Source organism: Soonwooa buanensis (genome assembly GCF_900167905.1).
GTDB classification, from domain to species: Bacteria; Bacteroidota; Bacteroidia; order Flavobacteriales; family Weeksellaceae; genus Soonwooa; species Soonwooa buanensis.
The window spans coordinates 225,951-251,358 of record NZ_FUYZ01000002.1 but is presented as its reverse complement, the minus strand read 5'-3'; the positions used below and the strand labels follow the sequence as shown (position 1 = coordinate 251,358).

Sequence of the window (25,408 nt, the reverse complement as noted above, 5' to 3'; positions counted from 1 at the left end):
TAAACTCTTAAAAGCTAGCGTACATTTGTATCAACGAAAGAGAAACGAAAAACAAGTTTCAAACTTTTGTTCAAAAGCACAAATTCATGGTAAACTGGTTTTAAGTTAAACACAAATGATGTAAAACCAAGCCTGCGATAATCTCGCAGGTTTTTTTATGTCTAAATTTTATGATGAGTTGTATTTAGTTTAAAACAAAAAAAAGCGAAACCTTTCGATTTCGCTTTTAATATGGATAGTTAAGACTATTTCTTATTTTTTTGTTGTTGCTTTTGTTGCTCTTGCGCTTGCTCCATCATCTCTCTCATACGTTTTTGGAAACGACCTTCAGGTTTTGGTGCTTTTTGCTTGTTCTCTTGGATTTGAGCATGAATTTTCTTCTCATCCAAAATCACATATTTAATCACCAAAATGATAATGATGTTAATCGCATTCGATACAAAATAATACCAAGAAAGACCAGATGCAGATGTATTCAAGAAGAATAAGAATGTAACTGGGAAAATGTACATTAACACCTTCATATTCGGCATACCTTCTTGTTGTGGTTGTTGCATGTTACCTGCCGTCATCATCGTATAAATTAAGATAACGATTGTACACGCCAATGCGAAAATACTTAAATGATCTCCTAAGAAAGGAATGCTAAATGGTAATTTAATTAAATCATCATAAGCTGTTAAATCTTCAGCAAACCAGAAACTTTTCCCACGAAGATCAATCATATTCGGGAAGAATCGGAACAAAGCATAAAATAACGGAACCTGCACCAATGCTGGAAGACATCCTGCCAATTGGTTAACGCCGGCTTTTCGGTAGACCGCCATTGTCTCTTGCTGCTTCTTCATTGGGTCAGCATCTTTGTACTTTTTGTTAACCTCGTCAATCTCTGGACGAATCACTTTCATCATTGCACTCAACTTATGTTGCTTGTACATAACGGGCGAAAGTATTAATTTAACAATAATCGTCATGATGAAAATCGCCCAACCAGCTGCAATTCCCCAAGATGAAATTAAGTTATACATCGGCATGAAAACATGTCTGTTTAGTGATCCAATAAATGACCAACCTAACGGCAAAATTTCATCAAAGTTTTTATTGTAAGATTTTAATAAAGGTAAATCTAATGGCATAAAGTACCACGCGAAATCTTGGTTAAATTCTCCACCTGTAAAGGCAACTTGTCCATCGTAATTGAATTTTTTAAGATATTCTCCAGTTTCGATGTTGTCTTGATAACCTTTAGATTGTGTAAAACCATGTTGCGCTTCGATAACCGCTGCGAAGAATTGTTGTTTAACACCAATCCAATTAAGCGTTTCTTTAGTTTCGTCCATTTCAGAACGTGCATCGTAATCGTAAGCTTTATAATTGTCAAAAGCATAAGTAAATTCGGTATGCGTTTGCTCTTGTGCACGACCTTTTTCAGATTCTCTAACGTTGTAATTCCATTTGAAAGTTGCATTTTTATCCGAAGTTAAATTTGCTAAACCTTGTGTTCTTACTTTAAAATCTAAAGTATATTTTGGACTTAATGTATAGATAAATTGGATGGTCGCACCACTAAGTTGGCTTGTCAACGTCACCGTATTTCCAGCAACACTTGGTGTAAACACCAAATCTTTTGTGTTAACGATTTTGCCAGCTTTATCTTTAAACTCAAAACCATATTCAGCATTTTTGTTACTGAAAAGGTAAAGAGGTTTGTTTTTATTTTTACCGTCGTAAGCGTTGTACTGGTTAAGTCTCACAGAAGACACTTGTCCACCAAGGCTAGAAAACTCTAAGCTAAGCTCATCATTTTTAAGATTAACTTTTTGTATCGCGTTGGGCGTAACATTTGCGTTAAGCTCGGTTGCAGCATTAGCTTTAGCCGCCGTTGTTTGCTCAGTTTTTTTAGCTTGATTAGCGATATTCTCTTGTTCTGTTGAGGCTTGTCTATTTTGGAAATAGAGCATAAAACCTATCAAAAGTAGAGATAGTACACCGAAGCTAATTAACTGATTTTTGTCCAGTCCGTTGTTCTGTTGCATTCGTAATAATTTGAAAATTCTGAATTCGAAATCCGAAAATTTCTAATTCTTTTTAATTAAATTTTAAGAGGACAAAAATAAGATTTATTTTTCAGATAACTACTTTTAGCTGACTAATCTTTATCATCCTGATAATAAGACGAATGACCTAAAAAAATACTTTAGGTCATTCATTAATTTTATTTCTTTTTCTTGCTAGCTGCTGTTATCAAAGCTTTGAACAAAGGATGCGGTGTTGCGACCGTCGACTTATATTCTGGATGATATTGAACACCAACATAGAAAGGATGCTCTTTTAACTCGATGGTTTCGGCAAGTCCCGTTTCAGGATTTTGACCAGAAATCATCATGTCTTTATCCTCGAATTCTTTTTTATAATCAGAATTGAATTCGTAACGATGTCTATGTCTTTCCGAAATTGTTTTAACACCGTAGATTTCCGCTAATTTAGAATTCGGTTTCAAAGCACATTTCCAAGCGCCAAGACGCATTGTTCCACCTTTGTCAACAACATTTTTCTGTTCTTCCATAATCGAAATAACTGGATCAACTGTCGCTGTATCAAATTCGGTACTGTTAGCTTTTACGTGTCCAAGAACGTTACGAGCAAATTCAACAGTCATAATTTGCATTCCCAAACAAATTCCTAAAGTCGGAATATTGTTAACACGTGCGTATTCTGCTGCTAAGATTTTCCCCTCGATACCGCGATCACCAAAACCTGGAGCAATTAACATACCATCGATATCCTTAAACGTTTCTTGTAAATTATCTTCCGTCAAATCGCCACTGTAAACCCATTTCACATTAACATCGGTTTCCAAATCTGCACCTGCGTGGATAAAAGCTTCTGCAATCGATTTGTAAGAATCTTGAAGCGATACATACTTCCCAACCAAAGCGATATTAACGCTACGTTTCGGGTTTTTGTATTTTTTAAGGAAAGTTTTCCAATCTTTAAGATCGGCTTCTTTATTATAAGGAAGGTTTAATTCTTTAAGAACAACCTCATCGAAATTTTGCTTTTGTAAATCAACTGGCACTTCATAAATCGTGTCCATATCTTTACATTCGATCACGTTTTCTAAAGCAACATTACAGAATTGCGCCAACTTTGCACGCAAGTCTTTCGGGATTTTGTGCTCTGTACGACATACCAAAACATCCGCTTGGATACCGCTTTCCATCAATTGACGAACCGAGTGCTGCGACGGTTTTGTTTTTAACTCACCACTTGCAGCCAAATATGGCAACAGTGTTAAATGAATCACCATCGAATTATTTTTGCCCAATTCCCATTGCAATTGTCTTACACTTTCGATGTACGGCAAAGACTCGATATCTCCAACAGTTCCACCAATTTCGGTGATGATGATGTCGTAATTTTTCTTTGCTAAAATTTTAACACGACGCTTAATTTCGTTAGTGATGTGCGGAATAACTTGTACCGTTTTGCCTAGAAATTCGCCACGACGTTCTTTTTCGATAACCGTTTGATAGATTTTTCCAGTTGTTACAGAATTGTTTTGACTTGTTTGGCTATCAAGAAAACGCTCGTAGTGACCAAGGTCAAGATCGGTTTCAGCACCATCTTCTGTGACATAACATTCGCCATGCTCATACGGATTAAGTGTTCCGGGATCTATATTAATGTAAGGATCAAGTTTTTGGATAGTAACGCTAAAACCTCGTGATTTCAACAAAAGTCCCAAAGAAGCAGAGACAATTCCTTTACCCAGTGAAGAAGTAACACCGCCTGTTACAAAGATGTACTTCGTTTCTTTTTTACTCATTAGATTAGGTTTGTGCAAAGTTAAAGCATACGGACTAGAAAAGCAATTTTAGACTTCTTAAATATTTAATAATTTTAGAGTCAGTTTAAAAATTTTAACGAAGTTTTTTAGTCTTACTGCTAAACTGTCTTTGCTAAATTTTGATGCTCTTTTAAGCTAATTTTTCATTTCACATTTTTGATTTAGCCCGCTAAATCTTTAAATATGAATCAAAAAATTCATATCAAAATAGCTATGAAAATTTTAGCAATAAAATTTAAACAGACTCTTTGTAATGTCTTACTTTAGCGACAAATTTTAAAAGATGAATTTTGACATCCAATCGGACAAAATAATTTCCGAAAGCTTTCTTAATACTGGAAAAACGACTTTTCTAGAAGCTGCACATTTTGTTCAAAACATGGATTATAAAAGGAATCTTGACAAAAATAATATGCTTGCAGTTCTTAATGATAATTTTGGAACTTGTAGCACCAAACATGCTTTGTTAAAACGTTTGGCGGACGAAAATCAAAAATTCGACTTTCAATTAATTTTAGGAATTTTTAAAATGAATGCCGACAATGCGCCACAAATTAAAGAAGTCTTGGAGCAACATCAACTCGATTACATTCCCGAAGCGCATAATTATCTAAAATGGAATCATCAAATTCTTGACTTTACAAGTCGAACTTGGCGCAAAGAAAATTTTGAATCTCAACTTTTAAAAGAAATCGAAATTCAGCCTGAGCAAATCACAGATTTTAAAGTTAAATATCACCAAAACTTCTTGGAAGATTGGCTCGACCAACATCCCGAAATCCCCTATTCTATTGACGAAATTTGGAAAATTCGCGAAGATTGTATTTTGGCGTTATCGAGAGGTTGATTTTCTTATCCGCAGAACTTCTCGATATAAAATTCTTTCAGAATTTCACTCGAAGCGACGCCTCATATAATAAAAAGTAGTTTAACCTGAACCTAGTTTGATTAATTTTTAAATTCCAAGTGAAAAAGTTCCAGCGGCGGCGCATCTTCGATGCGCCGCCGCTGGAACTCCCAAATCCTACCAATAAAAAGTTCGTCCATTAACTATGGTTTCCGTTCCACCAGGATAAAAGTCATCCATTTTCGGTAACGGAATTTTCTTTTTTAGAGTTCGCGACCAAGATTTTGAAGCGTTCAATTTTTCATCAGAACTAAGTTCAGATTTATAAGACGCAACAATGTCTCCTGTCGAAAGGTTGTAATCGAACTTTCCAAAATAATCTTGTGGCGCACCAAAACCAACCAAAGCCCCAATCAAATACCAATCGCCATTCTGAAAACGATAACGATGCGTGTAAGACCATTTATCTCGACTTCCCCCAAAGTGCTGCACAACGATGGCTTTATTTTTAATAGAGATTCCATCAAACGGATTACCCATCATTCCGCCACTATCAGAGGACATAATCGCGGAAAAATTCTGATGCCACAATTTCCATTTTCCGTTGTCTTTTTTATAAATTGCTAAAACCTGTTGACCATCGCCATCGCCATCACTAGAAGGAGTTTCGTAGACGGCAACCGCTTCATCTTGCTCATCTTCATTCAGATTTCCATAAGCAATCTCTTTTAGCGTCCAATATTTTGGTGTAAAATCTTCAATTTTATCATGTTTCTCATCTGGAATTTCCAATGCATAATTTCCCGCTTTTACAGCTTCGTCACGCTCTTTGTTTTCTTTTTCAATCTTCTCTGCATAAGTTGGAACACTCGTTAAATACTTGGTCGCACGTTCATCAAAAGTTGGTGATTTTTCGGGAGAAAATTCGGAAGGAGAATTGTAATATTTAATTTCTCTAATAATATGTTCGACAAGTTTATTCTTTTTGGGGATTCCTTTTTCAACTTCTTGCCAGTATTTTTTAGATTCAATCCAATTTCCTTTTTCATCATAAACATAATCCCAAGTATAAATATCAAGTGGATTTCCTGTATATTCGATAGTTTGCTTAAAAACTGGATCGCCTTTTTTATTAAATTTATTCACAAATTTGGTCGACTTTTCTGTTCCCAACATGTGGTATTGTTGTGTGATACGCTCTGTAAAATCGGCATTATAGATGTATTCTGTTCTATTTTCTAAACCTTTGTCATTAACCCAATTTTCCCAAAGCGGAAAACCTTTGTCATTATAACTGAAATTAGCAGTTCGTCCTTCCACATAATAACCGTCAATTTGATAAGGAAGATATTGATCACCAAAAGCGCGGTAGTAAGACTTTCGAGCATATCGAACAGGCATATCAACGATATATTTATCTTTAAAAAAAGTATAGGTATCCACCGTCGAAAGCAAAGAATCGCTGCTGTAATTCATTAAATCAACTTTAAGAGAATCTGGTTGAATTTCTTTTTTATACTTCATCAAACGTTGGAATTGAAGCTTATTTTCATCTTTAATTTCATAAGTTAATTCGTAATCTAAATAGTTCTTTTTGTCATAACGAAGCCAAGAATAATCTATCGATGGATTACTGCTCATCTTATTGGTTTTAAGAATTAAATTCCCATTAGTTTCGTAATAAAAACTGGATTGATAAATAGTGCCATTATAGTAAGTTTCATTAAAAAATATTTTGCCGTCAGGTTGATATTTAAGTAATAAAATTGGATGAAAATTTTTGTTTTGAATTTTCTTAACTAGGTTTGAAACATAACTCGTTTTCTCCGAAGTATAAACTTTTATTGACGAAATTAAAAATGGTGACTTAACGATGGTATCCGCTTTTGCTTGACGAATACTAGAGTTTTTAATCTCTTTATTAAAAAACTTTGCATCAACAATCTGAGATTTGACAACAGAAAACTGCAAAACAGCAACAAGCAAAATATATTTTTTCATCCTTAAACTTTGTCTTACTAAAATAAAAAAAACACTCGAGATGAGTGTTTTAATATGTTTAAAATTTGAAGCCTATAATTTCTATATCGAGAAAAAGTTTTTGAAGATAAAATCCTGTTCTCGCTACAATTTTTCTACATTTAATTTCGAAAAATCACTCGAACTGACGAATTTTATTTCAAAATGCATTACAAGTGAAACCTAGTGAATGTGCTTTTCAGCGTGGTAAGAACTACGTACTAGCGGCGAACTTTCTACATGACGGAAACCTAATTCTTTTGCAAAAGCACCAAACTCATCAAACTCTTCTGGCGTGATAAATCTTTTTACTGGTAAATGCTTTTTAGTAGGTTGCAGATATTGTCCCAAAGTAATCACATCAACATTAGCGTTTCTGATGTCTTCAATGGTTTGGAAAACTTCATTCTTAGTTTCGCCAAGACCAAGCATCACACCAGTTTTGGTGCGGCGTTGTCCAGCTTCTTTCAGATAACGCAAAACATCCAAACTTCTTTCGTATTTCGCTTGGATACGCACTTCACGGGTTAGACGTTTCACCGTTTCCATATTGTGAGAAATAACTTCTGGCGCAACCTCCACCAATCTGTCCAAATGTTTTGTAATCCCTTGAAAATCCGGAATCAAAGTTTCCATAGTAGTTCCGGGAGAAATACGACGAACAGCATTCACCGTTTCGCCCCAAAGAATCGATCCCATATCTTTAAGATCATCGCGATCAACAGACGTCAAAACCGCATGTTTAATCTTCATCAATTTGATAGAACGCGCAACTTTCTCAGGTTCGTCCCAGTTAACATCCAAAGGTTTCCCTGTTTTAACACCGCAAAAACCACAAGAACGTGTACAGATATTTCCTAAAATCATAAAAGTCGCTGTCCCTTCGCCCCAACATTCGCCCATATTTGGACAACTTCCACTTTGACAAATGGTATTCAATTTATATTTATCAACCAAGTTTCTTAGTTCGCGATAATTTTTACCAGTTGGTAATTTTACGCGAATCCATTTAGGTTTTTGTGTTGTGGTATCTGTCGTTAATACTTCGTTACTCATTATACAACTCGTTACTTTTTAATAATTCTGCCAAGACTTTTTTTGCTCGCATAATGCGCACTTTGGTATTGGCAACTGATAGGTTAAGCTCTTCAGCTATCTCTTTAATACTTTTCTCCTCAAAAAATCGAAGTCTAATAATATCTTGATAATTGGCATCCATCGAGGCAACAATTTTTAGAATCTCGTCATTTTCTTCCTCCGAAATCAAAAGCTCTTCTGGCGATTTTGCAAAGTGATTTTTAACCTCATCCAAAGAATCGCTGGCATCCGTATTTTCGCGGCTTTTCTTTCTCCAAAAATCAATAACCGTATTTTGAGCAATGGTCAAAATCCAAGTCTTAAACTGAAAATTAGGATCGTACATATCCAACTTTGACAAGACTTTCGAAAAAACGTGAACGGTAATTTCGTCGGCATCATTTTCGTCCTGAACTTTCTTCATCACGAAAGAAAAAACATCCACCCAAAAAAGATTAATCAAATGCGTTTGCGCTTTTTGATCTTTATCTTTGGCTTTCTTTACTAATTCTATTAATGCTTCTTTTTTCATTTAGAGATAAGCAAAGATACGAATTAATACTACTAAAAAAATGATATCGTATTGATAGATTGAGACAATGATTCGACGTTTTTAATTGAGTTTTGGAATCAGAATTTAGCTTAATTTAATAAATAACTTTTTCGTTTTTAATATATTGTTGATAAGCTTGCTCGTGGCGTTCTTTTTTGTTCCATTTGTATTGATGCGTCCAATAAGCCACTTTCATGGATAAAATCCCCAATCCTGCACCAAACAAAACATCCGAGATATAATGTTTGTTATTCACCATTCTAAAAACGCCAACTGTACTTGCAACACCGTAAGCTGCATAAGGCATCCACGGAAAACGACCTTTGTACTCTTCGCTTAAAAAAGTTGCTGCTGCGAAAGCTTGCGCTGTATGGCCTGACGGAAAAGATTGACTATTAGAACTGTCAGGTCGATTCTCGTGTATAAGGCTTTTCATCACGAAAACAGAACCTAAAGTGAGAACTTCTCCTTTTAAAAGAATTGCTGTTCGGTTACCCAAATCGGTTTTAGATTTAACACCGAAAGCATCCAAAGCATAAGCTGTAACAATCGGCGAAAATTGTAAAAAATCATCCAAGTGTGAGGTGAAATTTAATAAATGTTCATTCCGTTCTTCAACAATTTCACTATTGAGCGATTCTAAACTTTTACTACCAAAAGCAACGCCAGCAAGCATCAAACCAACTGGCACATATAGTTTTTTGATTTTAAAACCTTGTCTATCACTTGGTAATAAGCTCGTTTCTTTAGCAAAATCCAAACTATCAACTTGTTGTGCAAAAGCAAGATTAATACAACAAAAAATCAGTATTAAAATCTTAATTCTTCTTATCATCGGAGGCATTAATTAATAAACAAATTTAGTTTTCATTTCTAAATAAAACTTTGAAACAATCATGAAAATTATTTTTGAAAATGAATTTTAATACTATTTTAATATAAGAAGCTTTAAAATTAACAACTATTTAATAATCAATATATTACACAAAATAAAACTGTGCGAAATAAATTATTTTAAATCAAAAATTTCACAATTCTCAATAATAAATTCGAATGGGACTTTTCGATGATTTAATTAGCATTTCTTTAACACCAAATCGACACGAATTTCATTAATTTTGTAGGCTTTTTTAAAATCACTAATAAACGACTTATGAAATTTTATAAATATCAAGGAACCGGAAACGATTTTGTCATGATAGACAACCGTAACCTGAGTTTCCCAAAAGAAAATACAAAACTGGTAAAACAACTCTGTGACAGACGTTTTGGGATCGGTGGCGACGGACTTATTTTGTTAGAAAATGATGAGCAATACGACTTCAAAATGGTGTATTACAATTCTGACGGTAACGAAAGCACCATGTGCGGTAACGGCGGAAGATGCATCGTGGCATTCGCGCATTTCTTGGATATTTTTGAAGATAAAACAAAATTTGACGCCATCGACGGCATGCACGAAGCGGAAATAAAAAACGGTGTTGTCAAACTAAAAATGATTGATGTCGAAAAAATCTTTGCTGACGAAGAGGATTTTGTGTTAAACACTGGCTCGCCGCATTACATTAAATATGTTGACGATGTTGAAAACTATGATGTTTATCACAATGGTAACAAAATCAGAAATAATGAGACTTATCACAAAGAAGGTATCAATGTTAATTTTGTGACAGAACTACCTGAAAACAAGCTCTTTGTAAGAACTTACGAACGTGGTGTTGAAGACGAAACTTTCAGTTGTGGAACAGGTGTTACAGCAGCGGCTTTAACTTTTATGAAAAAGAAACATCTAACCTCTGTGCCTGTTAAAGTGCTTGGTGGCAATTTGAAAATTTATGCCGAAGAAGAAAATGGTACTTTCAAAAATATTTGGTTAGAAGGTCCAGCAAAACAAGTTTTTATAGGAACAATAGAAATCTAAATTGTATATGAAAAAAATAGTAGCAATCATTATCATCGCAATTCTTGCAATTGGTGCTTATTTTGGGTTTAGATTTTATTCCAAAAATTACGGAAACAACGTTGCTAAAGAAGGTTTTGTTTTAATCCCACATAATGCGCCGATGAAGCAAGTGATGGATTCTATTCGTCCGTATTTATCAAATGTTGAAAGCTTTGAAGCGGTTGCTAATGACAAAGCTTTAGCAGAAAACATCAAGGCTGGTCGCTACGAAATAAAATCTGGCACCAACAACTCGGATCTTGTTAACATGATTAAAGCTGGCAACCAGACACCAAATAATTTTAGAATTAAAGATTTTGATGACGTGTATCAAATGATTGGTCGCGTTAGCAGAAAAACTGAATTAGATTCTGTGCGTTTTGCAAAAGACCTTAATGCCATCGCTATTGAGAAAGGTTTTAACAATGCTGAAGATCTTAAGAAATTCTTTTTTAATGACACTTATCAATTCTTTTGGACAGTGACGCCTAAAGAGTTTTTTGACAAATTTAATACAGATTACAACGAATTTTGGAATGCCGAACGTGTTGCAAAAGAAAAACAATCGGGATTGTCAAGAGACCAAATTTATGCTTTAGCTTCTATCGTTTATAAAGAATCTGGCGGTAAAAAAGATGAGCAAAAAACAATTGCTGGACTTTATCTTAACCGTTACAAAAAAGGCATGAAATTGCAAAGTGATCCAACCGTAATCTACGCGATTAACAAAGCGAGCAATTTTACAAAACAGATAAAACGCATCTATTATAAAGATCTAAAAGCGCCATCGCCTTACAACACATACGCCAATGCGGGAATTCCGCCAGGGCCAATTTGTATTGTTGACAAAAACTCTTTGGATGCGGTTCTTAACGCAGAACAAAATAATTACATCTATATGTGTGCGGATCCAGCGAAGTTTGGGTTTCACAAATTCACAGATAATGATGTAGAGCACGCTAAAAATGCAAAAGCTTACCAAGATTGGCTAAATGCAAAACAGATAAAATAATCCTTCTTGAGTCAAAATTTGATTCAGAAAAAAAGAAATTATGATAAAAACAGAAATCAGAAACATTATTCAGAGAAGAACTTTAGGACTTGTGTTTGTCCTTGGAGCAGCCTCTATGGCATTTGCACAACAGCAACCAAGCGCAACGCAACAAAAATTTTCTGTCACGGGTAATGTTCAAGACAATGCGAAAAGCGGAATTGGCTACGCCTCGTTAACATTCAAAAACAAACAAACAGCGCAACTAAGCGATGCTGCTTTGGCGGATGTAAATGGTAATTTTAAAATCGAATTAGCAGCTGGAAGTTACGACGTAACGATTGAAGCTATTGATTTTAAAACTAAAACACAGACAATTCAGATTGCTAAATCAGGTGCGATTCCTGCTTTTGTAATCCAAGGAAATGAAGTTGCAAATCTTGATAAAACAACGCAAATACAAGGTGTTGTTATTACTGCTGCTGCGCCAAAAGCTTACAAAGTTGAGCTTGATAAAAAGACTTACGATCCGTCGCAAGATATCGTTAGCAAAGGAGGAAACTTGCAAGATGTGTTATCTAACGTGCCTTCAGTTTCTGTAGATACAGACGGAACGGTGTCGATGAGAGGAAACTCTAACGTTAAGTTTTTAATTAATGGTAAACCTTCTTCTCTTTTAGGAATTGATGATGGCGCCAACGCTTTGCAATCTATCCCTGCCGATCAAATTGAGAAAATTGAAGTGATCACCAACCCATCTTCAAAATTTGAAGCTTCGGGAACTGCAGGTATCTTGAATATCATTCTTAAAAAGGATAAAAAAATGGGCTTCAATGGTACTGTAACTGGTACATTAGGCTATTTGCCGAGAACCAATCTTAATGCTAACCTTAACTGGAGAAAAGGCAACTGGACTTGGTACGTTAATGGTGGCGGTGGTTATCAAAAAAATGAAAGTTCTAGTAAGAATTACATGACTAGAAAAGATAATCCTTCAACATGGGATTATACTAAAAACCCTTTCACACAAATTTCTAACCAAGATGGTGAAACCAAAAGAGAGGGCGACAACTACAATTTAACAGCTGGTGTTGTACATGATTTATCAGATAAGACGACGATTAACCTTTCTGGAATGATTAGAAGTTTTAATAATGATAGTAATACATTAAATACGTACGCTGAAAAAACTTATTCATCAGCAGCTAACTTTGACAACTTCTTAAGAAATCGTAATAGCTTCGGAAATAACAAAAATTTTGCAACGCAGTTAGATTTCGGAATTGATCAGAAACTTGATGATAACGGACAATTATTAACAGCTTCGGCTAGTTACCAAACCAACAAAAGTGACGGGACAAACCAAATTGTACAAAACACTTTTAAAAATCAAATTCTACAAACAACTGGCAACTCCATCAATAATGTAGATACAGATTCTAAATCTGACACCTTCATCGGTAAGCTAGATTACGAACTTCCGATTGGGGATCACTCGAAGTTAGAAGCAGGTGCCCGTTATGATTACAACAAAAACACTTACGATTATTTTGTTAATCAAAGTGATGATGGCGGCGCTTATTACACAAGATACGACTTCACGAGCAATACCATTTACTCTGAAAATATTTTAGGAATTTACGCACAGTTCAAGAGTAAAATTGGTGAAAAATTTGGTTATCAATTAGGTTTAAGAAGTGAAACTTCAAAAATCGACATCAACTTTTTAAGTCATGATTTAGCAACTGGTGCGCCGATTCAAAATCCTGAGGTTAAAAAAGATTACACGAAGTTATTCCCAAGTGTTTTCTTAAGTTATGATATCGCAAAAGGCAATCAGGTTTTATTAAATTATTCTAGAAGAATCCAAAGACCAAGAGCCTTTACGATGATTCCGTTCATGTCGTTTGATGATGACAGAAACTACTTCCGTGGTAACCCAAATCTTAACCCAACTTACGAAAACTCTTTCGAGCTAGGTTATGCGATTACTAAAAAGAAATTCACGATTAACCCCACTTTGTATTATAAAAAATCTGAGGATGAAGTTAACCGTTTCCAATATTTAGATGACAAAGGTGCGATCAACACAATGCCTTTCAACGTTGGTACAGAAACACAATATGGTCTAGACCTTAACGGAACTTACGATCCGTTCTCATGGTGGAAGATGATGTTATCAGCAGATTTGTATGGTTACAATAACACAGGTAACATGACACTTAACGGAAAGTACATGGACTTTTCAGGTGATGGTTTCTCTTATAGATTAAGATTAAACACGACATTCAGACCGACCAAAACGTTCAGTTTCCAAGTACAATCGTTCTATAGAGGTGCCGAAAAAACGGCTATGAACAATCGTAAAGCGATGTATGGCGTTGACTTTGGTGCAACACAAACGCTTTGGAAAGGTAATGGTACTTTAGCCTTCAACATTCGAGATATTTTCAATACAAGAAGAATGAAAAACTACACCAATACGGAGGATTTCGTAAGAGATATGGAAATGCAATGGCAACCAAGACAGTTTAGCTTGTCGTTGACTTACCGTTTCAAACAAGGTGAAAAAGTTGAGCAACCTAAAAAGAAAAAAGACATCAACAGCAACTACGATGGTGGTGACGATCAAAGTCCAATGTAATATTTACGGACTTTATATTAAATTAAAAACTGCTTTCGGGCAGTTTTTTTTATGATTAAAACTGGAGACCTTAGACCTTAGACCTTAGACAAAAATAATTCATAATTCATAATTCATAATTCATAATTCATAATTCATAATTCATAATTCATAACTAAAATTTAAAAACAAAAAAGCCACATCTTGCGACGTGGCTTTTATTGTTAGATATAATCTGCGGATTATTTACCTCCGAAAGACTTATCTTTAATTCTTGCTTTTTTACCTCTAAGATTACGGAAGTAGTAGATTCTAGCTCTTCTAACTCTACCTTCTCTGTTAACTTCAATTTTTTGAAGTGCAGGCATGTTGATTGGGAAAACTCTTTCTACACCAACATCTCCACTCATTTTTCTGATAGTAAATGTTTTAGTAGCACCAGTTCCTCTCAATTGGATAACAACACCTTTGAAGAACTGAGTTCTTGTTTTTTGACCTTCCTTAATTTCGTAATAAACAGTGATAGTATCACCAGCTTTGAAACTTGGGAAATCTTTTTTGTCAATGTACTTCTCTTGTACGTACTTAATTAAATCCATTATTTATAAAATAAAATAATTCAAAGTCAAGCAACTTTCACGTCTATCGTCAGAGGTTGGTTAACAGATTGCAAAATTAGTAATTTTTATTAATCCCACAATAGTATTTTTAAAATTTTATTTAAGTTTAAACAACAAATTATCAAGCACTTATCAAAGCTCGTATTTATCCTTATTTTCCAGAATTTGATTTAATACCAACTAAAAGTCGAACAATTAAGAATTTTTTATATTTTATAATGTATAGTATCTAAAATCTAATCACTATTTTTGCCAGATGTTAAAAAAGCTATTAGGACTTACTGTTTTGGCAACGCTCGCTTCTTGTGGAAAAGAGGTTATGCCCAAGCCAAGCGGCGATTTGAGGTTAGAATATCCCAAACCTCGCTATCAGACCTTTAATAGTGCATGTCCATTTCAATTTGATTATTCGGATTTTGCGGTGATACAAGATGCTAAAAAACCTTGTTGGTACAACATCAACTACAAAGGGATGAAGGCAAAAATCTTCATTACTTATCTTCCGATAACCAGCGACTTCCAAACTCATCTAAAGGAAGCAGAAAGAATGGTGTATGAGCATACGATAAAAGCTACGGCAATCGACACCAAAAGTTTCGCTTATCCAGAAAAGAAAGTCTATGGTAATTTTTACGAATTGCAAGGACAGACAGCCTCTAACATTCAGTTTTATGTAACGGATAGCACGAAGCATTTTTTAACAGGAAATTTATATTTCAACACCCGCCCAAAGCCAGATTCTTTGGCACCAGCGGTAGATTATATTAAAAAAGATATGCTCCATTTGATTGACACATTCGAGTGGAAAAAATAAAATTTAACTTAAAATAAAGACCTATAGATATGAAATTACTAGCAGTAGGAACAGTAGCATTTGATGCCATCGAAACACCATTCGGAAAAACAGACAAAATCCTAGGAGGAGCAGCAACTTACATTGGACTTGCAGCTTCAGCTTTGGAGGCAGAAGTTGGATTGGTTTCTGTAATTGGTGGCGACTTTCCGCAAGGCTATTTGGATATGTTAACGTCAAAAAACATCAATATCGATGGTGTAGAAATCATTAAGGAAGGGAAAACTTTCTTCTGGAGTGGAAAATACCATAACGATCTTAACTCTCGTGATACGTTGGTGACAGAGCTTAATGTTTTAGAAAATTTTGATCCAAAAATTCCTGCAAGTTTTGCTGACGCTGATGTTTTAATGTTAGGAAATCTTCATCCTGCTGTACAATTAGCAGTTTTGGAAAGAATGAGTCAAAGACCAAAAATGGTTATCCTTGACACCATGAATTTCTGGATGGATCTTACTTGGGATCTTTTGATGGAAGTTATCGCTAAAACGGACGTTATCACAATTAACGACGAAGAAGCTAGACAACTTTCTGGTGAATATTCTTTAGTAAAAGCAGCTCAAAAAATCCATGCTTTAGGTCCAAAATTCGTGATTATTAAAAAAGGTGAGCACGGTGCATTATTGTTCCACGAAGGGAAAATATTTGCAATTCCTGCTTTACCATTAGAAGAAGTATTTGATCCAACAGGTGCTGGTGACACTTTCGCAGGTGGACTTGCAGCTTACATAACAAAAACTGGAGATTTCAGTTTTGATAATCTTAAAAACGCCCTTATCGTAGGAAGTGCAATGGCATCTTTCACGGTAGAAAAATTCGGAACTGTACGTCTAGAAGATGTTACTAAAGAAGAATTGAAAGGTCGTATCAACCAATTCCGTGAGTTAACAACTTTTGAATTGACAATGTAGAATGATTGTTTTCGAACATCAAAACAATATTTAATAATGAAGAAGAGCCTTTTTGTATTAGCAGCATTGGCAACACATGCTGTATTTGGTCAAAGCCTTGTTGTTGGCGACCAAAGTATCACACTTAAAGATTTTAAAGAAAAGTATAAATACGGATTAGAAAACACTGGCGTTGATGCAACCATCAACTCAACAGTAGAATTCATGCTTTTGCAACAATTAGCAAAAGAGAAAAAAGCGGATACAATTACATCTTTCCGTAATGCTGTTGGGATGCGCGTTCGTGATCTTAAAGAGACCAAATTGATCCCAAGTGCTATTCTAGATCCAATCGTTGCTAACTATGTTAAAGCAAACCAAAACGAATATCGAATTTTGGTTTTCAACGTTATTAAAGAAGAAGGCGACACCAACAATTACGATCAAATTTATAAAGACGTAAAGGCGGGTACAACCAAAATGGAAGACGCGATTTTGACTTATGTTAAAAATCCAGTTCCTGCGACTTTTGTAAAAGCTGGTACGCTTGACAACGAACTTTTCGGCGAAATCGAAAAAACACCAGTTGGTAGTTATACAAAGCTTTTCAGCGCAAACGGAAGTGTTGTTTTTGCTAAAGTTTTGGACAAAAGACCAAGTCTTGGTTATATTACTTTTGGGACTATTTCTTATCCAAACGATTTTAACACCGATGAATCTAAAGCTAAAATATATTCAGCTTTAAAATCGGGTAAAAAATTCGAAGATGTTACTAAAGAATTAGGTTCTACCGACCACGAAAGAAAAGCGGGTGGACTTGTATTTGGCTCCCCTATTCTTCCGGACGAAGTTTATGCTCAGTTCAAAGGGAAAACAAAAGGTTACTACACAACAGAACCTGTTAAAATTGATAACAAATATTTTATTTTCAACATTTATAATATTGAACCTTATCAATTAACGGCTGACAATAAAGAGTTTTTTATACGTGAAGTTAAAAACAGTACGTACGCCAATCAGGTGACTGACGAAGTCCTAAAAAGCATTATGGTGGCACCCAACTATAAAGAATATGCAGATCTTGCCACCATTAAGAAAAGTTATGCAGATTTCAAAGCTTTTAAAAACCAGTCGGCGCCACTTTTCCAATACAAAACTAAAACAGAAAAATACTCTGACCTAAAGAATTTTATTGAGAAAAATTACAAAGATCTTGATAAAATAACGCCTAAAGAATGGTCAGCATTAATCGATTATCACATCGACAATTCTGTGTACAGCGCTTTTGCAGAAGAGTTTACAGAACGTCCTGAGATAAAAAAAGAACTTGATGATCTTCGTCAAAACTTATATTCGCAATGGATTTTTGATGATTATCTAAAAGCTGAAATCAACAAAGATGTTGCAAAACAAAAAGCTTACTACGAAAGCCATAAAGACCAATACAAATGGGAAAAAAGTGCTAAAAGTCGTGTAGCGATTATTTCGGATTCTAAGCTAGTTTCGGAAGTTAAAAAAGAAATGTCCGATACTAAAAAGTGGGAAGCTCTTAAAGCTAAATATGATAAAAAACTTAGTGATAAGAACAAAATCTTAGTAAGCTTCGAAGAAGGAAAAGTACCTGCTACAGCGGAAGTTTTCACAGAATATAAAGTACCTTACGAACAAGGAATTCATCAGACTAAAGTTAAAGACCGCGAAGTTATTGTTGCAGTGGATGAACTTTTACCAGAAGAAACAATGACCTTCGAAGAAGCGCAAGACACGGTGAAAGATGCGATGACAGAAGCTATGTTGCAAGAGACACTTGCCAATCAAAAAAAGAAAGTTAAAGTGGAGATTCAACCTGGTTTTGTTGAAGATTTAAAGAAGACTTTTAAGAAATAATTATAATAAAAGATTGACTACAATCCATTTATAATACTATTTTTGCAAACAAATTTTACACAAAAAATAATGTTAAATAATTTTAAAGCGGTTTTTATTTTGTTAGCCTTGGTTCTTTTCAGCACCAAAATTAATGCTCAAATAAAGCCTGGACAGTTCTTAGATGGTATTGCTGCGGTTATCGGTGACGAAATTGTATTAGAATCCGACATCGAAGAACAAGCCAACTACGCACAACAACAAGGGACTAAAGTTGCAGATAAGTGTGAGTTTTTATCAAGCATCGTTAATAACAAAATCGTTATCTACGAGGCAAAAAGAGATACTGTTATCGAAAATCGTTCGGCGCAGATCAAAGATATGGCACTACAAAAGTACAACCAAATCTTGTCTCAGTTCCCAGATGAAAAGACAATGTTGGGCATGTACAAATTCCGTACAGGATATGAGATGCGTAACGCCATCGAAAAAATTGACTCTGACCAATATTACGGACAACAAAAATATGCGAGAATTACTGACAAAACAGACGTTACACCTAACGAAGTGACGGATTTTTTCAACCAATTCAAATTTCAATTACCGCAAGTTAAGGACGAAGTTGTATTGGGTAAAATCAGTATTTTCCCGAAGTTAACGGAAGCTCACAAGCAAGAGTTAATTGATAAACTTAACAAAATTAAAAAAGATATCGAAGCTGGTGAGTCTTTCGAAACGCAAGCAAGAATCTACTCCGAAGATGAAGGCTCAGCTTCTAACGGCGGACTTTACAAAGCCATTAACAAAGGGCAAATGGTAAAGCCTTTCGAAGCGGCTGCGCTTAACCTACAAGATGGCGAACTGTCAGATCCTGTAGAATCAGAGTTTGGTTTCCATTTAATTCAATTGATTAAAAGAACTGGTAACAAATACGATGCGAGACATATTTTGTTAAAAGCAACACCAACCAAAGAAGAAATTGCAGCTACTAAAAAACAGTTGGAAGATATTCGTCAGCAGATTTTGGATAAGAAAATAACTTTCAAAGATGCAGCCTACAAGTATTCTGACGATAAGTCAACTAAATTTAACGCAGGTGTTATGCAATCTCAAGATGGTGGTGACAAAATCGAAAAACTTCACCTAGACCCAACCATTTCTTATCAAATTGCAGGTCTTAACAAAGACGATATTACGGAGCCTTTCGAAGAAACTGTTAATAGAAAACAAGCAGTATCTATCGTAAGTGTAAATGACATTATCGACGCACATACATTAGACCTTAACACAGATTACGAAAGAGTTAAAGACTATGCTCTTAACAAAAAGAAAGGCGAAATTGTTGACAAATGGGTGAAATCTAAAATCCCAAATATTTTTATTTCAATTGATGATAAATACAACGATTGCAAAATAAAAGATGCGCTTACTAAAAAGAAGTAATTTTTATTAAAAATATAAAACCTCACTAGCAACAGTGAGGTTTTTTTATGTTTAAAATCGAAGTCTGTCCAAAAATAAATACTTATCTTTAATGCTATTAATTTCAAAAAATGAAGAAAGTAACGATTGGTGTAATCGCATTTTGCGGATTGCTAGTTAGTAATCATGCAGTAGCGCAAACAAACGGAGCTGCAAAAACTCCCGTTTCTAATAGTACAAAACAATATCAAGAAGCAGGCATCGACTTGTCGATGATGGACAAATCTGTAAGACCTCAAGATGATTTTTTCAGTTACGTTAATGGTAACTGGGTAAAAACTGCCAAAATACCTGCGGATAAAGCTAGTTGGGGTTCTTTTAACGAACTTCGTGAGAAAACAGACGAAGCATCGTTAGACATTCTCAATCATATTTTAACAGACAAATTCACGGCTGGTACCGAAGGTAAAAAAATCCAAGATCTTTACGCATCTTATATGGATTTAAAGAAAAGAGACGCTGACGGTCTCAAGCCTATACAAGCAGATTTTAAGAAAATTGATGCCATCAAAAATCTTAAAGATTTGCAATCATATCTTGATCAAGCGACCAAATATGGCGACAATCCTTTATACGATTGGCGCGTTGGTCCAGACCTTAAAGATTCTAAAAACAACGCCATTTATCTTGGCGCTGCAGATCTTGGTTTAGGAAAAGATTATTATCAAAAAGAAAACGAAGCCAACGCAAAAACTTTAGCAGAATATCAAAAACATATTACTGCTTTATTAAATGTTTTAGGAAATAAAAACAGTTCTGAAGTTGCAAAAAATATCGTTGACCTCGAAAAATCTTTGGCTAAAACTTATTTAACTTTAGAACAAGGTCGCGATGCTAACAAGCGTTATAACCCAAAGACAACTGCCGAATTATCAGCAATGGTTAAGAACGTTAATTTACCGCAATATTTAAAAAATGTTGGTGTTAACACAGACCGCGTTATCATTGGAGAATTGGCTTATTATGAGAAGTTGGATAGTTTTATTAATGAGAAAAATCTGCCTTTACTAAAAGATTATATGAAGGTGAGATTGCTTTCTGGCAACGCAGGTGTTCTGAATCAAAACATGGACAAACTGAATTTCGATTTCTATAGCAAATATCTACAAGGTCAAGAAGAGCAACGTGCGCTTAACAAGCGTGGTCTGCAAATGATCAATGGGGTTTTGGGAGAAGCTTTCGGAAAGTTGTATGTTGAAAAATACTTTCCAGAAGAAGCAAAAACACAAATGGAAGAGTTGATTGGTTATCTTGTAAAAAGCTACCAAAAACATATTTCTGAGCTAGAATGGATGTCTGCAACAACCAAACAAAAAGCTTTAGAAAAATTATCTAAATTCACTGTTAAAGTGGCATATCCAGACAAATGGGAAGATTATTCTAAACTAAATATCGAAGGTCCTAACAAGATTTCTCTTTATGAAAATTTAAAAAATGTTTCGGCTTGGCGTTATTCTAAAAATTTAGAAAAAGTTGGCAAAGCAGTTGACAAAACAAAATGGGGCATGACACCACAAACGGTTAACGCTTATTACAGTCCATCTAACAACGAAATCGTTTTCCCTGCGGGAATTCTTCAGCCGCCTTTCTTTAACTTTAAAGCAGATCCTGCAGTTAATTTTGGTGGAATTGGAGCGGTTATCGGTCACGAAATCGGACACGGTTTTGATGACAGCGGTTCCAAATTTGATGGTGATGGAAATCTAAATAATTGGTGGACAGATGACGATCGTAAAAACTTCGAAGCAGCTACTAAAAAATTAGGCGAGCAATACTCTAGCTACGAACCAGTACCAGGAACAAAAGTTAACGGAACTTTCACAATGGGGGAAAATATCGGCGATTTAGGAGGTGTTGCGGTAGCTTATGACGCTTTACAAATGTATCTTAAAGATAAAGGAAATCCAGGCTTAATAAGTGGTTATACGCAAGATCAAAGATTCTTCTTGAGCTGGGCAACCGTTTGGAGAACTAAGGCAACAGAAAAATTCTTGACAAATCAGGTAAAAACCGATCCGCATTCACCGGGAATGTACCGCGCGGTTGGACCTTTAGTTAATGTTGATGCATTCTTCAAAGCTTTCGACATCAAAGAAGGTGATAAACTTTACAAAAAGCCAGAAGACAGAATTAAAATCTGGTAATAGAAAACTTACAACAAAGGCTATCCGATTTTGGATAGCCTTTTATTTTTTGAATTAATGTGGTCAAAAATAGTCTTTGCATAGACTTGATATAAGCTATTATTTTCTTGTTATTAATAGATTATTTATTTTAAATTTATAAAAAACAATCTATAAAATGAAAAAAATGAACAATTTACGGTGCTTTAATATCATCTTAATATTTTCAGCATTGTTGATAACAGCTTGTAAGCAAGGACTGGATGAGCGGCAGCAACTCTTCTTAGATTATGCAAAACTCGAAGACCGTTATCACAACACAGGCTTTTACAAAAATCTCGATTTGTACAACCTAAACACTGAACCTGTCATCTATAAAGATAGTGCATTTAATATTGAAAATTTTAAAGCAACAGTAGTCAAGAATTTTAAAATATATACTGAAGACGATCATATAGAGACCGATATTGGTTACGAACTACAATTTCCTTATCAATATGTTTTAACGCCTCAAAAGGACGGCAGCATACATACTAAGCTTTCTGTTTTTGTTCCAGAAACCTATTATAAATTTTCATTAAGTGCAAAAGACATTGGAAAATCGATATTAAAAGATTCTGTTGAGGTAAGCCTTTTAAATATGACAAATGATAGCGCAACATTATTAGTCGAAAACAAAGCAGTGAGACAGAGTTATGATTACACCTATGATGTTTTTGAAAGAAAAGATACGTCTTCCAAAAAGGAAGAATATGTTTTACCGAAAGAGCCTGGTTACGGTGATTATTTATTCCATCGCGAAAGTATAGAAAGACCAAATTATACTTCCGTTGAAACAAAAGATAGTCTCACTCGTGCAAGCTTTGCAAGACTAGAAATGAGTCTGATTGACGAAAATGGAAAAACCCTAGCAAGCGAAGGCAGGATTAATGATTTTAGACATTATTTGTGGTATCGAAATCATGACATGCCTTATCCTGAACTTCTTTCCGAATACATGGATATAAAAGCAAAATATAAAGAATTGGATAAAGATCCATTACACAAATTCCATCCACTTTATATCGTCAATCTACAAGCGAATGGAAAAATTAACAAAGTTGAGTTCTTTTTAAGATCACAAAAAGGGAAAGTGGTAGAAATCGATTTGGGTAACGTGAAGCCAGAAGCCAAACCTACAAAAGCAATTACAGATGAAACTGAATTCCTTCCTTTAGCAAATATTGAAAGAGAATCCATTCAAAAAGCTTTAAAAACTAATTATCTTACAGTTCCCGTAAAATTAAATGAATCTGAAGATTTTATTTTATACACATCTGTTCCATACGGTTACAATAACAAAAACACTAACATGACTTTTGAACATGTTAAATTAATTGGGGATAAAAAAGACACTGTAGCAATTGATGATATATTTACTGAAAACGATTATTTCGATATAGGAAATTCTAATAGCTCTGGAAACTTACGAGCGGTCCGATTTTCTCCAAAAGCTATGAAACCGACCAAAATAATTGGAGACATCGATTTCGGAATCACTAATTATTATGATAAAGAATATCCAATTAATCGACTACCAAAAGGTTTGAGTATTGCTCCAGATGGCGTGACATTAACCATTCTTAAAAACGAACCAAGTCTAGAAGATGTTTCTGCGATCTATGCATTTACCAAAGAAGACAAAAAACATGCTTTATCTACTGTAAGAATAGAAAACTACGATTATGCGAGTGAAAATTCGTTGTTACAATATGTGAAGAAACCTGCTTATATTATAGTTCGATACAAAAAAGACAAAGACAAACGAGTAGAAGAAAAAGTTCCGTTTGAGCTAAATATTCCCAAATCTAAGAAAGAATAGTAATAGAACTATCTTTAAATATAAAACGAAAAAAGCTTTCAGAAATCTGAAAGCTTTTTTGCGATCCGGACGGGACTCGAACCCGCGACCTCCGCCGTGACAGGGCGGCATTCTAACCAGCTGAACTACCGGATCAATTTTTTGAAAAGTAATTGATAAAACTTTTTGCGATCCGGACGGGACTCGAACCCGCGACCTCCGCCGTGACAGGGCGGCATTCTAACCAGCTGAACTACCGGATCAGTTTTTTGAAAAGTAACTGAAAACTTTTTGCGATCCGGACGGGACTTGTACTTTTTTGACAAACATCCTATCCATAGGCTTTATACTGTTCCTTCAATTGTTAGGTCACTGAATAGGTCATTAACAAATTGATATAAAGAATGTCATTTTTTATTGATGCAAAGATAAAGATTTCTTAACAATCTGCAAATTTACTACTTTATTTTTTGAATAGGTTTATATAACTCACACAGTATCATAACAAAATATTTGTATTTCATTATTAATATATCGAGGCTATCCAATAATAAGGTGTGCTAATTGCTCATACTTAATGCCAGTATAAGCGCAAAACTCTTCAATAGTTAGATATTCACTGGGTTGTTTGTTCAGTTCTGCTTTTATTTTATGGACTAGCCGTGTACTTTGTCGGTAACTCTTCCCTGTTATCCGCTGGATGTCTTTAGCATATATGCATATTCTAGTCAGATCCTTTTTCATATGTAGATGCTTATTTTTTAGTACCATATGTTATCACACTCTACTTAGGTGTTTGTTTGTACAATAATTTTGGTCGTGGCGATTTCATAGGTTAAACTTAAATGGGATTAGACGTACTTATAACTTAACTACATGCAAGTTATGTCTTTTTGGGAGTGATCATTTGATATTGTTATGGACAAAGTATTCACATTAGGACATACGGTATAGCGCTCTCTTTGAATTTACTTTATATAATGCAACATTTGTCTTCAAATCAATCTAAATCATGTTGCAACAGCCTAAGATTGAAGTGTAATTAAATGCGTATTAATCTTAAATCTTATTACAATGGCAAGACAAAAAAGTATTGTAAAACTGGATGGTACTATTGGAGGCATCACTTTTTACAAGTCTAAGGAAGGCTATTTAGCCCGAGAAAAAGGAGGCGTATCTGCTGAAAGAATCCGCAATGATCCCGCTTTCCAAAGAACGCGAGAAAACAATGCAGAGTTTGGGCGTGCAGGTAAAGCTGGAAAAGTTCTACGAAATTCTATACGTCAATTACTTCAGAACATCAATGATAGTCGAATGGTAAGTCGTTTGACAAAAAAGATGGTCGAAGTTATCAAACTAGATGCTGTTAATCCTAGAGGACTCAGAAATGTTATTGATGGTGAAGCGGAACTTCTTATGAATTTCGATTTCAATGCTAATGGAAAATTAGGAAACACTGTTTATGCTCCGTGGAATAAAACATTGGATCGACCTACAGGTGAAGCAGGTGTAAATTTTGATCCGTTCGTTCCAGCGAAAATGATTGCCGCTCCTGGGGGTACAACTCATTTTAAATTGACTGCAGCTGCAATGGATATTGATTTCGAAGCGGAAGTTTATGTTGCTCCCATTGGAGAAAGTATCATTTTACCTTGGGACAATACCTTAACTGCTGCAATTGACATTCCTCTTGTGCTACCCGAATTGTCGACACACCCTCTATTTTTAGCTTTAGGCATTGAGTTCTTTCAAGAAGTGAATGGTGAAAAATATTCGTTAAAAAACGGAGCTTTTAATGCTTTAAAGATCATTGATGTAGTTGTTTAATGCTC

18 protein-coding genes and 2 tRNA genes are annotated in these 25,408 nt (G+C 34.9%); 11 read left to right on the top strand and 9 right to left on the bottom strand.

Annotated elements, in window-relative coordinates:
* Positions 1 to 245 precede the first annotated feature (245 nt).
* Together yidC and B5X62_RS04350 are read right to left on the bottom strand one after the other, a co-directional pair.
* Positions 246 to 2,036 (bottom strand): membrane protein insertase YidC, encoded by a 1,791-nt coding sequence (gene yidC, locus B5X62_RS04355; protein WP_079666173.1) that lies wholly within the window; start codon positions 2,034 to 2,036, stop codon positions 246 to 248.
* Between the two features lie 179 nt (positions 2,037 to 2,215).
* A complete protein-coding gene (locus tag B5X62_RS04350) occupies positions 2,216 to 3,829 on the bottom strand; it encodes a CTP synthase (protein WP_079666171.1) in 1,614 nt (537 codons plus the stop codon).
* A 304-nt stretch (positions 3,830 to 4,133) separates the two neighbouring features.
* Here B5X62_RS04350 and B5X62_RS04345 point away from each other — a divergent pair, with 304 nt between their 5' ends.
* The gene (locus B5X62_RS04345) at positions 4,134 to 4,697 is read left to right on the top strand and encodes a hypothetical protein (protein WP_079666170.1); all 564 of its coding nucleotides are present in this window, start codon (positions 4,134 to 4,136) and stop codon (positions 4,695 to 4,697) included.
* Between the two features lie 177 nt (positions 4,698 to 4,874).
* On the opposite strand, the gene B5X62_RS04340 is transcribed toward B5X62_RS04345, so the two are convergent.
* From B5X62_RS04340 to B5X62_RS04325, 4 genes are all read right to left on the bottom strand, one after another.
* The gene (locus B5X62_RS04340) at positions 4,875 to 6,698 is read right to left on the bottom strand and encodes a hypothetical protein (RefSeq protein WP_079666169.1); all 1,824 of its coding nucleotides are present in this window, start codon (positions 6,696 to 6,698) and stop codon (positions 4,875 to 4,877) included.
* 201 nt (positions 6,699 to 6,899) lie between these two features.
* The gene (gene lipA, locus B5X62_RS04335) at positions 6,900 to 7,772 is read right to left on the bottom strand and encodes a lipoyl synthase (RefSeq protein WP_079666167.1); all 873 of its coding nucleotides are present in this window, start codon (positions 7,770 to 7,772) and stop codon (positions 6,900 to 6,902) included.
* On the bottom strand, positions 7,765 to 8,325 hold the full coding sequence (locus B5X62_RS04330; protein WP_079666166.1) for an RNA polymerase sigma factor: 561 nt from the start codon (positions 8,323 to 8,325) through the stop codon (positions 7,765 to 7,767). Before B5X62_RS04330 ends, lipA begins: the two co-directional genes overlap by 8 nt.
* 115 nt (positions 8,326 to 8,440) lie before the next feature.
* Complete coding sequence (locus tag B5X62_RS04325; RefSeq protein WP_079666372.1) at positions 8,441 to 9,181, bottom strand: phosphatase PAP2 family protein; 741 nt, start codon at positions 9,179 to 9,181, stop codon at positions 8,441 to 8,443.
* 318 nt (positions 9,182 to 9,499) lie between these two features.
* Here B5X62_RS04325 and dapF point away from each other — a divergent pair, with 318 nt between their 5' ends.
* The 3 genes from dapF to B5X62_RS04310 are packed head-to-tail and all read left to right on the top strand — an operon-like array spanning position 9,500 to position 13,923.
* Positions 9,500 to 10,267 carry a diaminopimelate epimerase gene (gene dapF / locus B5X62_RS04320; protein ID WP_079666165.1) on the top strand — a complete coding sequence of 256 codons (768 nt, stop codon included), beginning with the start codon at positions 9,500 to 9,502 and terminating at the stop codon, positions 10,265 to 10,267.
* A gap of 7 nt (positions 10,268 to 10,274) precedes the next feature.
* A complete protein-coding gene (gene mltG, locus B5X62_RS04315) occupies positions 10,275 to 11,300 on the top strand; it encodes an endolytic transglycosylase MltG (protein ID WP_079666164.1) in 1,026 nt (341 codons plus the stop codon).
* 40 nt (positions 11,301 to 11,340) lie between these two features.
* Positions 11,341 to 13,923 carry a TonB-dependent receptor domain-containing protein gene (locus tag B5X62_RS04310; RefSeq protein WP_079666162.1) on the top strand — a complete coding sequence of 861 codons (2,583 nt, stop codon included), beginning with the start codon at positions 11,341 to 11,343 and terminating at the stop codon, positions 13,921 to 13,923.
* 221 nt (positions 13,924 to 14,144) lie between these two features.
* Here the strand turns inward: B5X62_RS04310 and rplS are convergent, their stop codons facing one another.
* Positions 14,145 to 14,501 (bottom strand): 50S ribosomal protein L19, encoded by a 357-nt coding sequence (gene rplS, locus B5X62_RS04305; RefSeq protein ID WP_079666161.1) that lies wholly within the window; start codon positions 14,499 to 14,501, stop codon positions 14,145 to 14,147.
* A gap of 277 nt (positions 14,502 to 14,778) precedes the next feature.
* Between rplS and gldD the strand changes: the two genes are divergently transcribed.
* The 6 genes from gldD (at position 14,779) to B5X62_RS04275 (ending at position 23,597) form a co-directional block, all read left to right on the top strand.
* Entirely contained in the window at positions 14,779 to 15,336 is a 558-nt protein-coding gene (gldD, locus tag B5X62_RS04300; RefSeq protein ID WP_079666159.1) for a gliding motility lipoprotein GldD, read from the top strand.
* A gap of 29 nt (positions 15,337 to 15,365) precedes the next feature.
* On the top strand, positions 15,366 to 16,286 hold the full coding sequence (locus B5X62_RS04295; RefSeq protein ID WP_079666157.1) for a PfkB family carbohydrate kinase: 921 nt from the start codon (positions 15,366 to 15,368) through the stop codon (positions 16,284 to 16,286).
* Positions 16,287 to 16,322: 36 nt separating this feature from the next.
* The gene (locus B5X62_RS04290) at positions 16,323 to 18,152 is read left to right on the top strand and encodes a hypothetical protein (RefSeq protein ID WP_079666156.1); all 1,830 of its coding nucleotides are present in this window, start codon (positions 16,323 to 16,325) and stop codon (positions 18,150 to 18,152) included.
* Between the two features lie 69 nt (positions 18,153 to 18,221).
* Positions 18,222 to 19,574, top strand: coding sequence for a peptidylprolyl isomerase (locus B5X62_RS04285; protein WP_079666155.1), 1,353 nt, complete (start codon positions 18,222 to 18,224; stop codon positions 19,572 to 19,574).
* Between the two features lie 110 nt (positions 19,575 to 19,684).
* Positions 19,685 to 21,757 carry a M13 family metallopeptidase gene (locus B5X62_RS04280; RefSeq protein WP_079666153.1) on the top strand — a complete coding sequence of 691 codons (2,073 nt, stop codon included), beginning with the start codon at positions 19,685 to 19,687 and terminating at the stop codon, positions 21,755 to 21,757.
* A gap of 166 nt (positions 21,758 to 21,923) precedes the next feature.
* Positions 21,924 to 23,597, top strand: a complete 1,674-nt coding sequence (locus B5X62_RS04275; protein ID WP_144038295.1) for a hypothetical protein — start codon at positions 21,924 to 21,926, stop codon at positions 23,595 to 23,597.
* Positions 23,598 to 23,658: 61 nt separating this feature from the next.
* On the opposite strand, the gene B5X62_RS04270 is transcribed toward B5X62_RS04275, so the two are convergent.
* Positions 23,659 to 23,732 (bottom strand) — tRNA-Asp (locus tag B5X62_RS04270).
* 33 nt (positions 23,733 to 23,765) lie between these two features.
* Positions 23,766 to 23,839 (bottom strand) — tRNA-Asp (locus B5X62_RS04265).
* Positions 23,840 to 24,650: 811 nt separating this feature from the next.
* On the opposite strand from B5X62_RS04265, the gene B5X62_RS04255 reads away from it, so the two are divergent.
* Positions 24,651 to 25,403, top strand: a complete 753-nt coding sequence (locus B5X62_RS04255) for a hypothetical protein (RefSeq protein WP_079666151.1) — start codon at positions 24,651 to 24,653, stop codon at positions 25,401 to 25,403.
* Positions 25,404 to 25,408: the final 5 nt, after the last annotated feature.

What these genes read in the sequence shown, in the direction of transcription:
- mltG (WP_079666164.1), top strand. Translation starts at nt 10,275, where the DNA reads ATGAAAAAAATAGTAGCAATCATTATCATCGCAATTCTTGCAATTGGT.
- B5X62_RS04275 (WP_144038295.1), top strand. Translation starts at nt 21,924, where the DNA reads ATGAACAATTTACGGTGCTTTAATATCATCTTAATATTTTCAGCATTG.
- B5X62_RS04345 (WP_079666170.1), top strand. Translation starts at nt 4,134, where the DNA reads ATGAATTTTGACATCCAATCGGACAAAATAATTTCCGAAAGCTTTCTT.
- B5X62_RS04285 (WP_079666155.1), top strand. Translation starts at nt 18,222, where the DNA reads ATGTTAAATAATTTTAAAGCGGTTTTTATTTTGTTAGCCTTGGTTCTT.
- B5X62_RS04255 (WP_079666151.1), top strand. Translation starts at nt 24,651, where the DNA reads ATGGCAAGACAAAAAAGTATTGTAAAACTGGATGGTACTATTGGAGGC.
- gldD (WP_079666159.1), top strand. Translation starts at nt 14,779, where the DNA reads ATGTTAAAAAAGCTATTAGGACTTACTGTTTTGGCAACGCTCGCTTCT.
- B5X62_RS04290 (WP_079666156.1), top strand. Translation starts at nt 16,323, where the DNA reads ATGAAGAAGAGCCTTTTTGTATTAGCAGCATTGGCAACACATGCTGTA.
- B5X62_RS04330 (WP_079666166.1), bottom strand. Translation starts at nt 8,325, where the DNA reads ATGAAAAAAGAAGCATTAATAGAATTAGTAAAGAAAGCCAAAGATAAA.
- rplS (WP_079666161.1), bottom strand. Translation starts at nt 14,501, where the DNA reads ATGGATTTAATTAAGTACGTACAAGAGAAGTACATTGACAAAAAAGAT.
- B5X62_RS04350 (WP_079666171.1), bottom strand. Translation starts at nt 3,829, where the DNA reads ATGAGTAAAAAAGAAACGAAGTACATCTTTGTAACAGGCGGTGTTACT.
- yidC (WP_079666173.1), bottom strand. Translation starts at nt 2,036, where the DNA reads ATGCAACAGAACAACGGACTGGACAAAAATCAGTTAATTAGCTTCGGT.
- B5X62_RS04280 (WP_079666153.1), top strand. Translation starts at nt 19,685, where the DNA reads ATGAAGAAAGTAACGATTGGTGTAATCGCATTTTGCGGATTGCTAGTT.
- dapF (WP_079666165.1), top strand. Translation starts at nt 9,500, where the DNA reads ATGAAATTTTATAAATATCAAGGAACCGGAAACGATTTTGTCATGATA.
- B5X62_RS04310 (WP_079666162.1), top strand. Translation starts at nt 11,341, where the DNA reads ATGATAAAAACAGAAATCAGAAACATTATTCAGAGAAGAACTTTAGGA.
- B5X62_RS04295 (WP_079666157.1), top strand. Translation starts at nt 15,366, where the DNA reads ATGAAATTACTAGCAGTAGGAACAGTAGCATTTGATGCCATCGAAACA.
- B5X62_RS04325 (WP_079666372.1), bottom strand. Translation starts at nt 9,181, where the DNA reads ATGATAAGAAGAATTAAGATTTTAATACTGATTTTTTGTTGTATTAAT.
- B5X62_RS04340 (WP_079666169.1), bottom strand. Translation starts at nt 6,698, where the DNA reads ATGAAAAAATATATTTTGCTTGTTGCTGTTTTGCAGTTTTCTGTTGTC.
- lipA (WP_079666167.1), bottom strand. Translation starts at nt 7,772, where the DNA reads ATGAGTAACGAAGTATTAACGACAGATACCACAACACAAAAACCTAAA.